The sequence below is a fragment of the Variovorax robiniae genome (assembly GCF_037889955.1).
In the GTDB taxonomy this organism is placed as follows: domain Bacteria; phylum Pseudomonadota; class Gammaproteobacteria; order Burkholderiales; family Burkholderiaceae_C; genus Variovorax; species Variovorax robiniae.
On the sequence record NZ_JBBKZS010000012.1, the window covers coordinates 151638 to 168177 of the forward strand.

The 16540-nt window shown below is 66.9% G+C and carries 13 protein-coding genes; 9 read left to right on the plus strand and 4 right to left on the minus strand.

Annotation, left to right across the window (positions count from 1 at the left end):
• Positions 1-60: 60 nt before the first annotated feature.
• Positions 61-600, minus strand: a complete 540-nt coding sequence (gene ssb / locus WKW79_RS24510; RefSeq protein ID WP_340337828.1) for a single-stranded DNA-binding protein — start codon at positions 598-600, stop codon at positions 61-63.
• A gap of 139 nt (positions 601-739) precedes the next feature.
• Here ssb and WKW79_RS24515 point away from each other — a divergent pair, with 139 nt between their 5' ends.
• Together WKW79_RS24515 and uvrA are read left to right on the plus strand one after the other, a co-directional pair.
• Positions 740-2212 carry a chloride channel protein gene (locus WKW79_RS24515; RefSeq protein ID WP_340337829.1) on the plus strand — a complete coding sequence of 491 codons (1473 nt, stop codon included), beginning with the start codon at positions 740-742 and terminating at the stop codon, positions 2210-2212.
• A 48-nt stretch (positions 2213-2260) separates the two neighbouring features.
• Positions 2261-5302: an excinuclease ABC subunit UvrA gene (gene uvrA / locus WKW79_RS24520; protein WP_340337830.1), complete on the plus strand. Its 3042-nt coding sequence runs from the start codon at positions 2261-2263 to the stop codon at positions 5300-5302.
• 59 nt (positions 5303-5361) lie between these two features.
• Here uvrA and WKW79_RS24525 read toward each other — a convergent pair whose 3' ends face one another.
• The 3 genes from WKW79_RS24525 to pdxR form a co-directional block, all read right to left on the minus strand.
• Positions 5362-5895 carry a DUF2939 domain-containing protein gene (locus tag WKW79_RS24525; protein WP_340337831.1) on the minus strand — a complete coding sequence of 178 codons (534 nt, stop codon included), beginning with the start codon at positions 5893-5895 and terminating at the stop codon, positions 5362-5364.
• Between the two features lie 73 nt (positions 5896-5968).
• Positions 5969-7090: an NADH:flavin oxidoreductase/NADH oxidase gene (locus tag WKW79_RS24530; RefSeq protein WP_340337832.1), complete on the minus strand. Its 1122-nt coding sequence runs from the start codon at positions 7088-7090 to the stop codon at positions 5969-5971.
• A gap of 137 nt (positions 7091-7227) precedes the next feature.
• Positions 7228-8760, minus strand: coding sequence for a MocR-like pyridoxine biosynthesis transcription factor PdxR (gene pdxR / locus WKW79_RS24535; protein ID WP_340337833.1), 1533 nt, complete (start codon positions 8758-8760; stop codon positions 7228-7230).
• Positions 8761-8897: 137 nt separating this feature from the next.
• Between pdxR and WKW79_RS24540 the strand changes: the two genes are divergently transcribed.
• The 7 genes from WKW79_RS24540 to WKW79_RS24570 all read left to right on the plus strand — a co-directional run bounded on the left by WKW79_RS24540 (position 8898) and on the right by WKW79_RS24570 (position 16514).
• Entirely contained in the window at positions 8898-9284 is a 387-nt protein-coding gene (locus WKW79_RS24540; protein ID WP_340337834.1) for a nuclear transport factor 2 family protein, read from the plus strand.
• 225 nt (positions 9285-9509) lie between these two features.
• Complete coding sequence (locus WKW79_RS24545) at positions 9510-10910, plus strand: NAD(P)/FAD-dependent oxidoreductase (RefSeq protein ID WP_340337835.1); 1401 nt, start codon at positions 9510-9512, stop codon at positions 10908-10910.
• A gap of 116 nt (positions 10911-11026) precedes the next feature.
• Positions 11027-12616, plus strand: a complete 1590-nt coding sequence (locus WKW79_RS24550) for an ABC transporter substrate-binding protein (protein ID WP_422823956.1) — start codon at positions 11027-11029, stop codon at positions 12614-12616.
• On the plus strand, positions 12613-13587 hold the full coding sequence (locus WKW79_RS24555; RefSeq protein ID WP_340337836.1) for an ABC transporter permease: 975 nt from the start codon (positions 12613-12615) through the stop codon (positions 13585-13587). The genes WKW79_RS24550 and WKW79_RS24555 overlap by 4 nt, the downstream gene beginning before the upstream one ends.
• Positions 13584-14468, plus strand: a complete 885-nt coding sequence (locus WKW79_RS24560; protein WP_340337837.1) for an ABC transporter permease — start codon at positions 13584-13586, stop codon at positions 14466-14468. The genes WKW79_RS24555 and WKW79_RS24560 overlap by 4 nt, the downstream gene beginning before the upstream one ends.
• 1 nt (position 14469) lies before the next feature.
• Positions 14470-15489, plus strand: a complete 1020-nt coding sequence (locus WKW79_RS24565; RefSeq protein WP_340337838.1) for an ABC transporter ATP-binding protein — start codon at positions 14470-14472, stop codon at positions 15487-15489.
• Complete coding sequence (locus WKW79_RS24570) at positions 15486-16514, plus strand: ABC transporter ATP-binding protein (RefSeq protein WP_340337839.1); 1029 nt, start codon at positions 15486-15488, stop codon at positions 16512-16514. The genes WKW79_RS24565 and WKW79_RS24570 overlap by 4 nt, the downstream gene beginning before the upstream one ends.
• Positions 16515-16540: the final 26 nt, after the last annotated feature.

The window sequence follows — 16540 nt, forward strand, 5'->3', positions numbered from 1 at the left end:
AGAAAAGCCCGCAGCGGTGAAGCTGCGGGCCCTTGTCAGTCAGAAAGACCGAAAGTCTCGTCAGAACGGAATGTCGTCGTCCATGTCGTCGAAGCCCGACGACGACTTGGCCGGTGCCTGGCGCGGCGCCGGTGCTGGTGCGCGCGGTGCGGCTGCCGGTGCGCGCGAGTAACCGCCGCCGCCGCCACCGCCGCCGTAACCACCACCCTGGCCGTATTCGTCGTCACCACCACCGCCACCACCCGACGACGGGCCGCCCTGGCCCTGCCGGCTGCCCAGCATCTGCATCTGGTCGACACGGATGTCGGTGGCGTACTTCTCGACGCCGTCCTTGTCCTGGTACTTGCGGGTGCGGATCGAGCCTTCGACGTAGATCTGCGAGCCCTTGCGCAGGTATTGCGCGGCGATCTCGGCCAGGCGGCCGTTGAACACGAGGCGGTGCCATTCGGTGGCCTCGCGCATTTCGCCGCTTTGCTTGTCTTTCCACTTGTCGGTGGTCGCGATCGTCACGTTGCAGATCGAATCGCCGCTTGGGAAGGTACGGGTTTCCGGGTCGCGCCCGAGATTGCCGACGAGGATGACTTTATTGACCGATGCCATGTGCACTGCCCCTGATGAATGGATGAAAGAGGAGGTTTTAACGAGAAGAACGCGAGGCAGGATTGTGCCCGATCGCCGGGACCGTCTATTTCTGGGGATGGGCACAACTAATGCTCACGGTCAGAATGGCCCCCGCCGCATGAACCACGAACCCGACTTCTTCGAGCACCTGCGCAACGAGTTGCGCGGCGGCCGCATGTGGCTGGACCGGGCCATCGTGCTGGGCTACGCGGTGGCGGCCGGGCTGGCGGTGGTGGCGCTGACGATGGCGGTGGATTGGGTCTTTGCCCGATTCCAGCGCGCCTTTGCCTGGCAGCCGTGGCTGCCTCTGGTCGTCACGCCTGTGATCACGGTGGGCATCGTCTGGGCGACGCGGCGCTTCTTTGGCGCGGCCAGCGGCTCGGGCATTCCGCAGGTGAAGGCGGCGCTGAATCCGGCGCTGCCGCCGGAGCGGCGCTCGCTGTTCGTGTCGCTGCGGCTCGCGGCCGGCAAGACAGTGCTCACGGTCGCGGGCTTCGGGGCGGGGCTGTCGATCGGGCGTGAAGGTCCTTCCGTGCAGATCGCGGCCGGCGTGATGCAGCATGCGCGCCGCTGGCTTTCGCCCAACACCACGATCGACTCGCGCGCGCTGCTGATGGCCGGCGGCGCGGCGGGCATCGCGGCGGCCTTCAATGCGCCGCTGGCCGGGGTGGTGTTCGCGATCGAGGAACTGTCGGGGCGCATCGAGTCGCGCGCCAGCGGGCTGATCATCACGGCCATCGTGCTGGCCGGCCTGGTGGCGGTGTCGGCCTTCGGCAACTCGAGCTACTTCGGCGTGATCAGGGTGCCGCCGTTCGGCTGGGAGGCGCTGCTGCCCGGGCTGCTGGTGACACTGCTGAGCGGCGTGGCCGGCGGGTTGTTCGGGCGGCTTTTCATCGCGTCGCTGACCGGGGCGCCGGGGCGGTTCAACCAATGGCGCGCACGCTACCCGCTGCGCTTCGCGGCGGCCTGCGGGCTGGGCATTGCGGTGATCGGCCTGGCCACGGGCGGCACGACCTTCGGCGCGGGCTCGGAGGCGGTCAAGGACATGCTCAAGGGCCACGAGCGCATGCCGGCCGTCGACACACTGCTGAAGTTCATCGCGACCTGGCTCAGCGCCTGGGCCGGCGTGCCGGGCGGGATCTTCGCGCCATCGCTGTCGATCGGCGCAGGCATCGGGCAATCGGTGGGGCAATTTACGGATGCCAGCCTGGCGCCGGCCCTGATCGCCATCGGCATGGCCGGCTTCCTGGCCGCCGTGACGCAGGCGCCGCTGACCTCCTTCATCATCGTCATGGAGATGGTCGACGGCCACGCGATGGTGCTGAGCCTGATGGCGGGGGCGATGCTGGCGAGCCTGGTGTCGCGCATGATCAGCCGGCCGCTCTACGACACGCTGGCGGAGCACATGGTGGCGGCGGCGATCGGGTCGCCTTCACCGGTGCGCACTGAGCCAGAGCCTCCCATGGCGCCGGAGCCCGCGTCAGTGCCCGAGCCACCCGCGTCGCCCGATCCCCGCACGCGCCTTGACCCCGACCTGGCCCGCATCGATACCCTTTCCCCGCCGGAGCCCGAATCCGGCCCGGCCCGCTGAAAAGCCCCGGGGATTTATGATGCTCGGTTGCCCAAAACCGACTGCCAAGTGAATCTCCCCACCCCGGACAACGTCGACGCTGCCTACCTCGGCGCCCTGCTCGCGCAGCAGCGCATCAGCATCCGCGGCGCGCGCACGCACAACCTCAAGAACATCGACCTCGACATCCCGCGCAACAAGCTGGTGGTGATCACCGGCCTGTCGGGCTCGGGCAAGTCCAGCCTGGCCTTCGACACGCTGTATGCGGAAGGCCAGCGCCGCTATGTCGAGAGCCTGTCGGCCTATGCGCGGCAGTTCCTGCAGTTGATGGACAAGCCCGATGTCGACGTGATCGAGGGCCTGTCGCCTGCGATCAGCATCGAGCAGAAGGCGACCAGCCACAACCCGCGCTCCACCGTGGGCACGGTGACCGAGATTCACGACTACCTGCGGCTGCTCTACGCACGCGCGGGCACGCCGTATTGCCCCGACCACGACCTGCCCTTGCAGGCGCAGACCGTGTCGCAGATGGTCGATGCGGTCCTCGCTATCCCCGACGAGCCACGCCTGATGATCCTCGCGCCGGTCGCTCGCGAGAAGAAGGGCGAGTTCCTTGAACTGTTCGCCGAGATGCAGGCGCAGGGCTACGTGCGCTTCCGCGTCGATGGACAAACGTACGAATACAACGACCTGCCCAAGCTCAAGAAGACCGAGAAGCACGACATCGACGTGGTCATCGACCGACTGCGCGCCCGCCCCGATGTGCAGCAGCGCCTGGCCGAGAGCTTCGAGACCGCGCTGCGCCTGGCCGATGGCCGTGCGATCGCGCTGCAGCTCGGCACGGAGGGCGCGCCCGACAAGGAGCATCTCTACAACGCCAAGTTCGCCTGCCCGATCTGCCACTACTCGCTGGCCGAACTGGAACCGCGCCTGTTCTCCTTCAACTCACCGGTCGGCGCCTGCCCAAGCTGCGACGGCCTCGGCAATCGCGAAGTGTTCGACTGGACGCGCGTGGTGGCCTTCCCGTCGCTCTCGCTTGCGAGCGGCGCGGTCAAGGGCTGGGACCGCCGCAATGGCTACTACTTCAGCATGCTGGAATGCGTGGCCAAGCACTACGGCGTGGACATCGACAAGGCTTTCGAGGACCTGCCGGAGAACGTGCGCCACACGATCCTGCACGGCTCCGGCGAGGAAGAGATCAAGTTCAGCTACGTGATGGAATCGGGCGCGAACGCGGGCCGCAAGCTCACGCGGAAGCACCCCTTCGAAGGGATCATCCCGAACATGGAGCGGCGCTACCGCGAGACCGACTCTGTCCCGGTGCGCGAGGAACTGGCCCGCTACCGCAACAACCAGCCCTGCCCCGATTGCCATGGCACGCGGCTGCGGCGCGAGGCGCGCAATGTGTTCCTGGTCGACGAGACGGGCGGCGATTCCAAGCGCATGAGCATCTTCGCGATCAGCCACGTGACGCTGCGCGACAGCCTGGCCTACTTCCAGACACTCAAGCTGCGCGGCGCCAAGGCCGAGATCGCGGACAAGGTGATCCGCGAGATCGGGCTGCGACTCAAGTTCCTCAACGACGTGGGGCTCAACTACCTGAGCCTGGATCGCAGTGCCGAGACCTTGTCCGGCGGCGAGGCGCAACGCATCCGCCTGGCCTCGCAGATCGGCTCCGGCCTGACCGGCGTGATGTACGTGCTCGACGAGCCGAGCATCGGACTGCACCAGCGCGACAACGACCGCCTCATCGGCACGCTGAAGCACCTGCGCGACATCGGCAACAGCGTGATCGTGGTCGAGCATGACGAGGACATGATCCACGCGGCCGACCATGTGATCGACATGGGACCGGGCGCCGGCGTGCACGGCGGGCGCGTGATGGCGCAGGGCACCTTCGAGCAGGTGCGCGACAACGCCGAATCGCTGACCGGCCAATACCTGCTCGGCACCAAGAAGATCGAAGTGCCCAAGCGCCGCACGCCGTGGCTGCCCGTTCTGCGCAAGCCCGAAGACGAAGCGAAGAAAGCGCCGATCAAGCCCAAGTTCCCGCCGAGCCCTGCCGCCTTGAAGCGCCAGGCACGCGAGGCCGCGCACCTCGCGACGCAGACCGATCTGCAGGAGATCCGCGTCATCGGCGCAAGCGGCAACAACCTGAAGAACGTGAGCGTCGCCTTCCCGGTCGGCCTGCTGACCTGCGTGACCGGCGTGTCGGGCTCGGGCAAGTCGACGCTGGTCAACGACACGCTCTACACCGCCGTCGCACGCACGCTCTACCGCGCGCATGAAGAGCCGGCCGCACATGAGTCAGTGGAAGGCATCGAGTACTTCGACAAGGTCATCAACGTCGACCAGTCGCCGATCGGCCGCACGCCGCGCAGCAACCCCGCGACCTACACCGGCCTGTTCACGCCGATCCGCGAGTTGATGGCCGAGACGAATACCGCGCGCGAACGCGGCTATGGCCCGGGCCGCTTCAGCTTCAACGTCGCGGGCGGCCGCTGCGAGGCCTGCCAAGGCGACGGCGTGGTGAAGGTCGAGATGCACTTCCTGCCCGACGTGTATGTGCCCTGCGAGGTCTGCCACGGCCAGCGCTACAACCGCGAGACGCTGGAGGTCCAGTACAAGGGCAGGAACATCGCGCAGATCCTCGAGATGACGGTCGAGACGGCCTACGAGTTCCTCAAGGCCGTGCCGACCATCGAGCGCAAGCTGCACACGCTGCTGGACGTGGGCCTGAGCTACATCAAGCTCGGCCAAGCCGCGACCACGCTGTCAGGCGGCGAGGCGCAGCGCGTGAAGCTGGCGCTGGAGCTGAGCAAGCGCGACACCGGCCGCACGCTGTACATCCTGGACGAGCCGACCACCGGTCTGCACTTCGCCGATATCGAGCTGCTGTTGAAGGTGCTGCATCAGCTGCGCGACGCGGGCAACACCATCGTCGTGATCGAGCACAACCTCGACGTCATCAAGACCGCCGACTGGCTCATCGACATGGGCCCCGAAGGTGGCGCGGGTGGTGGCACGGTGGTGGGCGAGGGCACGCCGGAGGACATCGCGGCGAACGAGGCGAGCCATACGGGCAAGTACCTCAAGCGTCTGTTGGCGTAGGCAGCCGGCATTGGTGGCGCAGCGTGGCGCGAGACCACCTGCTCGACTGTCTTTGCTGCTCACATCGGCAATTCGACCGCAGCGAGTTTCCAGAAGAAGACGCCCTCTCGCCGAAGGATGAATTTGCCGGGCGATCCGTCGCGCGCATGAATCTCCACCGTCGAGAAGTCGAGGTAGTCGATCGCATATCTCGGTGCGGAGGACGACTCCTTCGACGGCGATGGCGGCGCGGTGCCGGGCGTACCAGGCACCGAGAACTTGCCCTGCTGCATCAGCAGCATGACACCCGTGGGCGTGACGAGTGCGTCGACCGTCTGGTTGATCAGGCCCGTGCCGATCAATTGCCCCACGCCCGCCAGCGGACTGTCCTTCAAGCCACTGGAACTCATCAAGCCACCCATCTTCGTCATGAGCTGAGCCTTGACGCTTTCCTTCAGCAACGGGAAGTCGACCTGGCTGGCAAGGGCCGTCGCATCGCGGGCCTCGATGGCCTTTCGCATGCGATAGACGGTCCAGTGCGGGCCGAAGTAGAGCGCTGCGGCGACGAGCCCCGCCACAAGCGCCACGAGCCAATACAGGCGTCTGGATTTCATGGCGCACCATTCTGAGCCACTTCTGCGCGCTTGAACGGGATGAGCCGGAATGCCGCATCACAGCGGGTTGCATTCAGCGCATCCCGATCTTCGCCCCCTCGCCAAACAAACCCTTCATCTCGCGCGGTTGCGAGCGCCAGTACTGCTGCGGCGCCTCGACCGTCGCGCCCAGTTCCGCAGCGGCGCGCCACGGCCAGTGCGGCTCGAACAGGATCGCACGCGCGATCGCCACGAAGTCGGCCTGTCCATTGGCCACGATGGCATCGGCCTGCCTTGCATCGGTGATCAGGCCCACCGCGATCGTCGGCAGCCCGCTCTCGCGCCGGATGCGTTCCGCGAAAGGCACCTGGTAGCCGTCGACCAGCGGAATCTTCTGCTTCTGCGAAACGCCGCCCGAGGACACGTGGATGAAGCTGCCGCCACGCTGCGCCAGCGCCTTGGCGAACTGCACGCTCTGGTCCAGCGTCCAGGTCTCGCCTTCATCGACCCAGTCGCTGGCCGACAGGCGCATGCCCACGGCGATGTGCGCCGGCGCCGCGGCGCGCACCGCATCGAACACCTCCAGCGGGAAGCGCATGCGGTTGGCCAGCGAGCCGCCGTACTCATCGGCGCGCTGGTTGGCGATCGGCGACAGGAACTGGTGCAGCAAATAGCCGTGCGCCGCATGCAGCTCGATCGCTTCCAGTCCCAATGCGACCGCACGCTGCGCAGCGCGCACGAATGCGGACTTGACGCGTGCCAGTCCAGCCGCATCGAGCGCGATGGGTGGCGGCTCATCGGCCGCATGGGGCAGCGCGGAAGGCCCCTCCGTCTGCCACGCGCCCTCATCCGGCCGCAGGCTCTGGCCGCCATCCCACGGCTTGTGGCTCGACGCCTTGCGGCCCGCATGTGCGAGCTGGATGCCGATGGGCATCTTCGAATGCGCGCGCACCGCATCCAGCACGCGCTTGAGCGCGGCCTCGTTGTCGTCCGAATACAGGCCGAGGCACCCTGGCGTGATGCGACCCTGCTGCTCGACCGCGGTCGCCTCGATGATCAGCAGCCCCGCGCCCGACAGCGACAGTTGCCCGAGGTGCATCAAGTGCCAGTCGCCGGCATTGCCATCCTGCGCGGTGTACTGGCACATCGGCGCGATGACGATGCGGTTGCGCAGTTCGAGCGGGCCGAGCGCGCCGGCGGAGAAGAGTGAGCTCATGGGAGTCCTGGTCGGGGAAGTGGTGACGGCAATGCTGAACGAGTCTGCCGAGCCGCGAGGCTGACTCAGCGCTTGCCTTTATAGCGAGGCCGCGCCCCGCGCGCTTGGCCACGGACTTTCGTCGCCAGCGTCAACGCTCAAGGCTGGCGACGTTCGCCCGCCATCGCTCGCACCGCATCCCGCAACGCAAGAATGCCGGGCTCGATCTGCGCGACGTCGATCGATGACAAGCGCAGCCGGAAGTACGGACAAGGTCGCGGCGGCTGCGCGAAGAACACATCGCCCGGCTCGATCAGCACGCCATGCCCGCGCGCGCGCAAGGACAGCGTGGCGCCATCGAGCCAAGCCGGCGTCTTGACCCACACCGACGCGCCGCCGTTCGGCACTGTCGCCTCGAACTCCGGGATGTGCCGCGCCAGCGCCTGCATCACCGCGTCCATGCGCTGCCGCAGCACCTGGTTCACGCGGCGCGCATGCGAGTCGTGATGACCCAGCGAGAGGAACAACGCATAGGCATGTTGCAAGAAGGCGCTCGGGTGCCGCACCATCGCATGCCGCAGCACGCGCAGTTCGCTGATCAATTCCTTCGAGGCCACGATGTACCCCAGCCGCATGGCGGGCGCCAGGCTCTTGGACAGCGAGCCGATGTAGATCACGCGCCCGGTCTTGTCCAGGCTCTTGAGCGCGGGCGTGGGTTCGCCGGCGTAGAGGTTCTCGGCCTCGTAGTCGTCCTCGATGACAACGAAGTCCTGCAACGCCGCCTTGCGCAACAGCCATTGGCGCCGCTCCAGGCTCAGCGTGCGCGTGGTCGGGCTCTGGTGCGAGGGCGTGACGAACACATAGTCGAGCGCGGGCAGCGCGTCGACCACCAAGCCTTCGTCATCGACCGGGATACCGATCATTTCCGAAGTACGCAGCGAGAAGGCATTGCGCGCATGCGGATAGCCCGGCTCCTCGAAGCCCACGCGCGTGTTGCGATCGAACAGCGCCTCGGCCACGAGGTACAGCGCATGCTGCGCGCCCACCGTGACGAGGATCTCCTCGGGCCGCGCGAACACGCCGCGCTTGGGCAGCAGGCGGATGCGGATCTGCTCGACCAGGTCGGGCATGTCGTCGGTCTCGAAGTCCGGCGTCCAGTTCGGCAACTGCGATCGGGCCAGGCTGCGCACGCAGCATTCGCGGAAGTCTTCCGTCGGAAAGAGCTGCGCGTCATGCGTGCCGTAGACGAAGGGATAGGGGAACTTGCGCCACTGCGCGGGCTTCGACAGCGTCGGCTGCTCGCGCAAGGAGCGCAGCACGCGCGCGTCCCATTGCGGCGGCGCACCGGCGCTGGCGCTGTCGCCCTTGAACGGGTCGATGAACTTGTCGACCGAGACGATCGATGCCGGCAGCGCACCCGCGTTCACGAACACGCCCGAGCGCGGGCGCGATTCCAGGTAGCCCTCGTCCACCAGCTGCTGGTACACGGCGGTGACGGTGTTGCGGCTCAGGCCCAGCGCCTGCGCCAGGTCGCGCGACGATGGCAGCGCCGCACCGGCCGCCAGCCGGCCATCGAGGATCACCTGCACCACCTTGAGCCGCAGGCGCGATTGCAGCGGCAGGCCGGTGTGGTCGTCCAGCGCAAAGAGTTGCGCCCACAAGGGGGTCGTCGGCGGGAGTTTGGGGTTCACGGTGGCGTTCATCGGTGCACTTCAAACGTGCACCGGGCGATGCATCTGGCTTTCACGATAAGGCTCGACTGGCTCTATGACGAGGGGTGGGCCGAGCTTAACCTTTGCGCAAGATTCGATCCGCCGCAGGAGCCCGCTTGACCACCGTCACCACCGCCACCCTTGAAGCCTTTTCCGATGCCTGGAACCGCCACGACCTGCCCGCGCTGATGTCCTTCATGCACGCTGACTGCGTGTTCGAGACTGCCGCCGGCAATGACGCCTGGGGCACGCGTCACACTGGCCATGAGGCCGTCGCCAAGGCCTTCGCCGCCGCATGGACCAACTTCCCCGATGCGCAGTGGCGCAACGGCAAGCACATGGTGATGGGCGATCGCGGCATGTCCGAATGGACCTTCACCGGCACCGCGCTCGACGGCCAGCGCAGCGAGTCCGACGGGGTCGACCTCTTCACCTTCAAGGACGGCAAGATCCTCGTCAAGAACGTGTTCCGCAAGGCCCGCCCCCTGCTGCCCGCGGAATGAAAGCCCACCCCCAAGCGCCTACGGCGCCACGGGCGGCCACCAGAGGCGGCTGCTCTTGCGGGCCGTCCAAGCCTGCGCAGGCAGGCTTGGAGCCGCGGCCCTCAGCCCCTCAAATGGGCGCACCCAGCGGCCCGGCAAAGCCGGTTCCGCGGGTGCCCACGAACAGTCATTGCTCGCCCCTGTTTCATGCATCGCGGGTCAGCAATAGCGTGGTGGAGAACTGAAATGAGCATCGCCACGCCGCGCGAACTCTTCGCGCCCTACGACCCCGCCTACGACCCGCTGGTGTCCGACGGCCCCGGCCGCAACCGCGACTACGCACCCACCTACTGGGCCGCCACCGCCGGCCCGGCACCCGATGACGATGGCCCGGTGCAAGGCGATGTCGATGCCGACGTGGTCATCATCGGCTCCGGTTTCACCGGCCTCGCGACCGCGCTCTTCCTCGCGAAGGAACACGGCATCAAGGCGCTCGTGCTGGAAGCCAATCGCGTCGCCTGGGGTTGCACCAGCCGCAACGGCGGACAGGGCCAGAACGCCAGCGGCCGGCTCTATCGCTCGCAGTGGATCGAGCGCTGGGGCCTGGCCACGGCACAGCGCCTCGATGCCGAGATCCGCTTCGGCTTCGACACCTTCAAGGAACTCGTCGCGGACGCCGACTGCGACCCGCAACCCGGCGGTCATCTCTACATCGCGCATCGCGAGAAGAAGATGGCCTTCCTCCGCAACGAGGCCCGCGTGATGGCCGACCACTTCGGCTATGCGACGCGCATGCTCACCGCCGAACAGGTGCGCGAGGAATACTGCAACGACCAGGACGCGGCCGGCGCGATGCACGAGGCCGAAGGCATCTGCGTGCATCCGCTCAAGCTGGCCTACAGCTACCTGAAACGAGCCCGCGCCGGCGGTGCGCGCGTGCATCCATCGAGCCCCGTCATCGGCTGGGAAACGAAGAACGGGGTGCACCACTTGAAGACGCCCGGCGGCACCGTGCGCGCCAAGACCGTCGGCATCGCAACCGGCGCCTACACCGCGCCCGGCCTGCACCCGACGCTGACCAATCGCTACTTCCCCGTCCTCTCGAATTCCATCGTCACGCGCCCGCTCACCGATGCCGAACTGAAGGCCACCAACTTCCTCACGCACGAGGCCATCACCGACACGCGCACGCTGCGCTTCTACTACCGCCTGCTGCCCGACAAGCGCGTGCAGATCGGCAGCCGCAGCGCCATCACCGGTGCCGATGCGAGCCGAGACGCGCACTACAAGCTGCTGGTCGATGGCCTGGCGCGCAAGTTCCCGCCATTGAAGGGCATCGCCATCGACTACTCCTGGTGGGGCTGGGTCGACGTCGCGCACGACATGATGCCGCGCGTGGTGCAACCCGACCCGAAGCAGAGCGTGTTCTATGCACTGGGCTATGGCGGCAACGGCGTGTCCTTCTCCGCGCATGCGGGCCGACGCATGGCACAGCGCATCGCGGGCGAAGGCGATGCAGCCTTCGACCTGCCGATCTACAACAGTCCTCTGCAGTTCCCACGACAAGGCGAATGGGCCGCGCCGTTCCGTCGCTTCGGACAGTCCATGCTGTACCGCTGGTATTACCTACGTGACGAGGTGCTCTGAGTATGTGAAAACCCTTGGACCCATCGATCGCGTGCATCTGGCTCCACGATGCACGCAGAGGTGGACCGTATCTTGCAAACCTTCGCGCATCACGTCCTGAACTCAAGGAGGTCTCGTTGAACCCACGTCTCATCACCCGTCGCACGCTCTGCCTTGCAGGCTCCGGCGCCATCATGCTCGGCCAGTTGCCTCTCGCCCAGGCACAGGAAGCGAAGAAGGGCGGCACCTTCGTCGTCGGCCTGACGCAAGCGCCACGCCACCTCAACGGCGCCGTGCAATCGGGCTTCGCCACGGCCGAGCCCTCGACACAGCTCTTCGCGAGCCCGCTGCGCTTCGATGACAAGTGGGCGCCGCAGCCCTACCTGGCCGAGACCTGGAAGCTCGACGAAGACGGCAAGTCCCTCACACTCAACCTGCGCAAGAACGCGGTGTTCCACGATGGCAAGCCAGTCACCTCCGCCGACGTGGCTTTCTCCATCATGGCCATCAAAGCCAACCATCCTTTCACCACGATGATGGGCCCGGTCGAGAAGGTCGACACGCCCGATGCCTACACCGCCATCGTGCGCATGAGCGTGCCGCATCCGGCCATCGTGCTGGCGATGAGCCCGGCCCTGTGCCCCATCCTGCCCAAGCACATCTACGGCGACGGCCAGGACCTGAAGACCCATCCGCGCAACAGCACCGACGTGGTCGGCTCCGGCCCCTTCAAGTTCGTCGAGTTCAAGCCCGGCCAGCGCGTGGTGCTGGAGCGCTTCGACAAGTACTTCATGCCGAACAAGCCTTACCTCGACAAGGTGATCTTCAGCATCCAGCCCGACATGGCGAGCCAGATCCTCTCCTTCGAGCGCGGCGACATGCAGATGATCCAGGTGTCCGCGCCCACCGACATCGCGCGCGTCAGCAAGGACCCGAACGCGGTGGTCACGGCCAAGGGCTTCGAAGGCATCGGCTCGATCAACTGGCTGGCTTTCAACACCACGAAGAAGCCGCTCAACGACGTGAAGGTGCGCAAGGCCATCGCCACGGCCATCGACAAGAACTTCATCACCAAGGCCCTGATGGGCGGCTACGCGCAGGTGGCCAACGGCCCCATCGCCGCGAGCAGCCCGCTGGCTTCGGCGGACGTGACGCTCTATCCCTTCGACCTGAAGAAGGCCGCAACGATGCTCGACGAGGCAGGCTACAAGGTCAACGATGGCGGCGAGCGCTTCAAGCTCACCATCGACTACCTGCCGGGCGTGGACGACCAGCAGAAGAATGTGGCCGAGTACATCCGTACCACGTTGAAGAAAGTCGGCATCACGGTGGAAGTGCGTGCCTCGGCCGACTTCCCATCCTGGGCCAAGCGCATGGCCACGCACGACTTCGACATGTCGATGGACCAGGTCTACAACTGGGGCGACCCGATCATCGGCGTGCACCGCACCTACCTGTCGACCAACATCAAGCCCATCGTCTGGACCAACACCCAGTCGTACAACAACCCCAAGGTCGACGAGCTGCTCAACAGCGCCGGCCAGATCCTCGACCCGGTCAAGCGCAAGGCCTACTACGCGACCTTCGAGAAGATCGTGACCGACGATGCGCCCATCGTCTTCATCAACACGGTGCCGGCGCGCACCGTGACGAGCAAGAAGGTGGGCAATGTGCCGATGACGATCTGGGGCCCGATGTCGCCCTATGACGAGGTCTTCCTGAAGTGAGCCTCGCCCGCGCCGTGGCATCACGGCTGATCCAGGGCCTGGCCCTGGTGCTGGCGGTGGTGGTGCTGAACTTCGTGCTGGTGCATGCCGCGCCGGGCGACCCGGTGGAAACCATCGCGGGCGCGAGCGGCGGCATGAGCGAGGAGATGATGACCGAGCTGCGCAAGCAGTACGGGCTGGACAAGCCGCTCTACGTGCAGTTGGGCGTGTACGTCGGGCGCGTGGTGACAGGCGACCTCGGCTACTCGTACTTCTTCAACCTGCCGGTGACGCAGATGATCGGCGAGCGCGTGCCGGCCACCCTGCTGCTGGTGTTGAGCGCGGTGCTGTCGGCGTTCATCATTGGCACGGGGCTGGGCGTGCTGTCGGCGCGCAAGCCCAATGGCGTGCTGTCGCAGTTCATCACGGTGCTGAGCATGGTGGGCTTTGCGGCGCCGGTGTTCTGGATGGGGATCATGCTGGTGATCCTGTTCGCATCGGTGCTGCCGATCATGCCGGTGTCGGGCATGCGCTCGCTGGATTCGAGCGGTGGCGGGATCGGCGATATCGTCGACGTGGCGCACCACCTGGTGCTGCCGACGCTGACGCTGGCGCTGGTCTACCTCGCGCAATACAGCCGGCTCGCGCGCTCGTCGATGCTGGACGTGCTGGGTTCGGACTTCATCCGCACCGCGCGTGCCAAGGGGCTGGCCGATCGCGTGGTGCTCTACAAGCATGCACTGCGCAATGCGCTGCTGCCGGTGGTGACGGTGCTGGGCTTGCAGTTCGGCAATGTGATGGCGGGCGCGATCCTCGTGGAGACAGTGTTCAACTGGCCGGGGCTGGGCCGGTTGGCGTTCGAAGCGGTGCTGCGGCGGGACTATCCGACGATCCTGGGCGTGCTGCTGTTCTCTTCGATCGTCGTGATCGTGATGAACCTGTTGACGGACGTCGCGTATCGGCTCATCGACCCGCGGATCAAGGCGTCATGAACACCGTCGTTGCCACTCCGCCCAAGCCGCTGCCGAAGGTCGAGCACCCGGCCGCCGAAGCGCTGCGCATGTTCATGCGCAACCCTTCCGCCATCGCCGGCATGGTGATGCTGTTCATCGTGCTCGCGGTGTCCATCGCGGGTCCGTGGGTCTACCCGGCCGATCCCTTCGAGATCCGCACCGCGCCGCTCACGCCGCCCTTCTCCGAAGACGCGATCCTCGGCAGCGACTACCTCGGCCGCGATGTGCTCACCACGCTGATCTACGGCGGCCGTGCCACGCTGCTGGTGGGTGCCGTGGCCGCGCTGCTGTCGGTGCTGATCGGCATCACGCTCGGCGCGATGGCGGGTTACTACCGTGGCCGCATCGACGCGGCGCTGATGCGTGTCACCGAGTTCTTCCAGGTGCTGCCGGCGCTGCTGTTCGCGATGGTGGTGGTCACGCTGTTCTCGCCCTCGCTCGTGACCGTGACGCTGGCCATCGGGATCGTGAGCTGGACCGGCACCGCGCGCCTCACACGCGCCGAGTTCATGAAGTACCGCGACCTCGAATTCGTGCGCGCCGAGCATGCCATCGGCGCGCGCGACCGCCGCATTATCTGGAAGGTGATCCTGCCGAATGCGCTGCCGCCGCTGATCGTGTCGGCCACGCTGGCGGTGGGCGCGGCGATCCTGTTCGAGGCGGGCCTGTCCTTCCTCGGACTCGGCGACCCGAACCAGATGAGCTGGGGCCTGATGATCGGTTCGAGCCGGCAGTACGTGCTGTCGTGCTGGTGGGCCGTGGCCTTTCCGGGCGCAGCGATCTTCATCACGGTGCTGGCCGTGAGCCTGATCGGCGATGGCCTCAACGATGCGCTCAACCCTAAGCTGCGTGAACGCTGACATGACGCAACCCCTGCTCCAGGTCAAAGACCTCCGCGTCGAATTCAAGACGCGCCGTGGCAACGCGCTGGTCCTCAACGGCGTCGACTTCGAGATCCATGGCGGGGAGACGCTCTGCGTGGTCGGCGAGTCCGGCTGCGGCAAGAGCATGACCGCGCTGGCGCTGCTGCGGCTCATCCCGTCGCCACCCGGCCGCATCAGCAGCGGCAGCATCCTGTTCGGCGGCGAAGACCTCGTCACCGTCAGCCTGGAACGCATGCGCGAGGTGCGCGGCAACCGCATCTCGATGATCTTCCAGGAGCCGATGACCTCGCTGAATCCGGTGCTCACCGTGGGCGACCAGATCGGCGAATCGCTGCGCTTGCATGCGGGCCTCGATGCGGGGGCCGCGCGCGCCCGGGCCATCGAGATGCTTCAGCAAGTCGGCATCCCCGCACCCGAGCGCCGTGTCGACGAGTACCCGCATCAGCTCTCCGGCGGCATGCGCCAGCGCGTGATGATCGCGATGGCGCTGGCCTGCCGGCCCGACATCCTCATCGCCGACGAGCCCACCACCGCGCTCGACGTCACCGTGCAGGCGCAGATATTCGACCTGCTGCGCGACCTGCAACGCGACAAGGGCACAGCCATCCTGCTCATCACGCACGACATGGGCGCCGTCGCCGAGATGGCCGACCGCGTGATGGTGATGTATGCCGGCCGCGTCATCGAGCAAGGCACCACCGCCGAGGTGCTCGGCAACCCCGGCCACCCCTACACGCACGGCCTGATCGCCTGCCTGCCCGAACTCGGCAGCAGCGCCTTTGCCGCCGCCGACAACGACCGCATCGAGCTCGCCGAGATCGATGGCATGGTGCCTTCGATCTGGGAGCTGGGCAGCGGCTGTGCCTTCCGCGAACGCTGCCCCTATGCGAAGCCGCGCTGCGCGGAGGAGGTGCCGCCGATGTTCGCGATGGAAGACGGCGCAACGCATGGCGCGGCCTGCTGGCTGCATGCGCAGCAGGAAGAGGTGGCGGCATGACCCCGGACACCCTGCTGACAGTCGACGATCTGAAGGTCCACTTCCCGCGCGCCAAGTCGGGCCTGTTCTCAAAGCCCGAGGTGGTCAAAGCCGTCGACGGCGTGTCCTTCACCGTGAAGCGCGGCACCACGCTGGCCATCGTCGGCGAATCGGGCTCGGGCAAGACCACGACCGCGCTTGCGGTGATGCGGCTGTCGCCGGTCACGGCCGGCCACATCCAGTTGGGCGACACCGACCTTGGCGCACTCAAGGGCGAGGAACTGCGCCGCGCCCGCAGCCGCCTGCAGATCATCTTCCAGGACCCCTTCTCGTCGCTCAACCCGCGCGAGCGCGCCGGCGCCGCGGTGCGTGCACCGCTGGACCTCATGAACGTCGGCACGCCCGCCGAGCGCACCGCACGCGTGGCCGAGTTGTTCACCGCTGTCGGCCTGCGGCCCGAGCAGCAGCACCTGTTCCCGCACCAGTTCTCCGGCGGCCAACGCCAGCGCATCAACATCGCTCGCGCGCTGGCCACCAACCCTGAACTGGTGGTCTGCGACGAGCCCGTGTCGGCACTCGACATCGCGATCCGCGCCCAGATCCTCAACCTGCTGGCCCGCCTGCAACGCGAGCTGGGCCTGACCTATCTCTTCATCTCGCACGACATGGCGGTGGTCGAGCACATCTGCGACGACATCGCCGTGATGTACCTCGGCCAGATCGTCGAGCGCGGTCCGCGCAAGGCCTTCTTCGCGAACCCGCTGCATCCGTACAGCGTGGCCCTGATGTCGGCCGTGCCCACGGTGGGCGGCGGGCGGGCGCGTGCGGCGCAACGCATCAAGCTCACTGGCGACCCGCCCAGCCCGATCAATCCGCCACCCGGCTGCCGCTTCGCCGGCCGCTGCCCGGTGGCGGAGCCCGCTTGCGCGCAAGCCCTGCCACCGCTCACCGAAGTGCAGCCCGGCCACTGGGTGCGATGCCGCCGCGTGGAGATCGTCGACGGCCGCCCGGTCGCGCCGCTCCTGCCGCAAGCCATGGCCGCATGACACGCCTCACAACAACACTGCTCGAT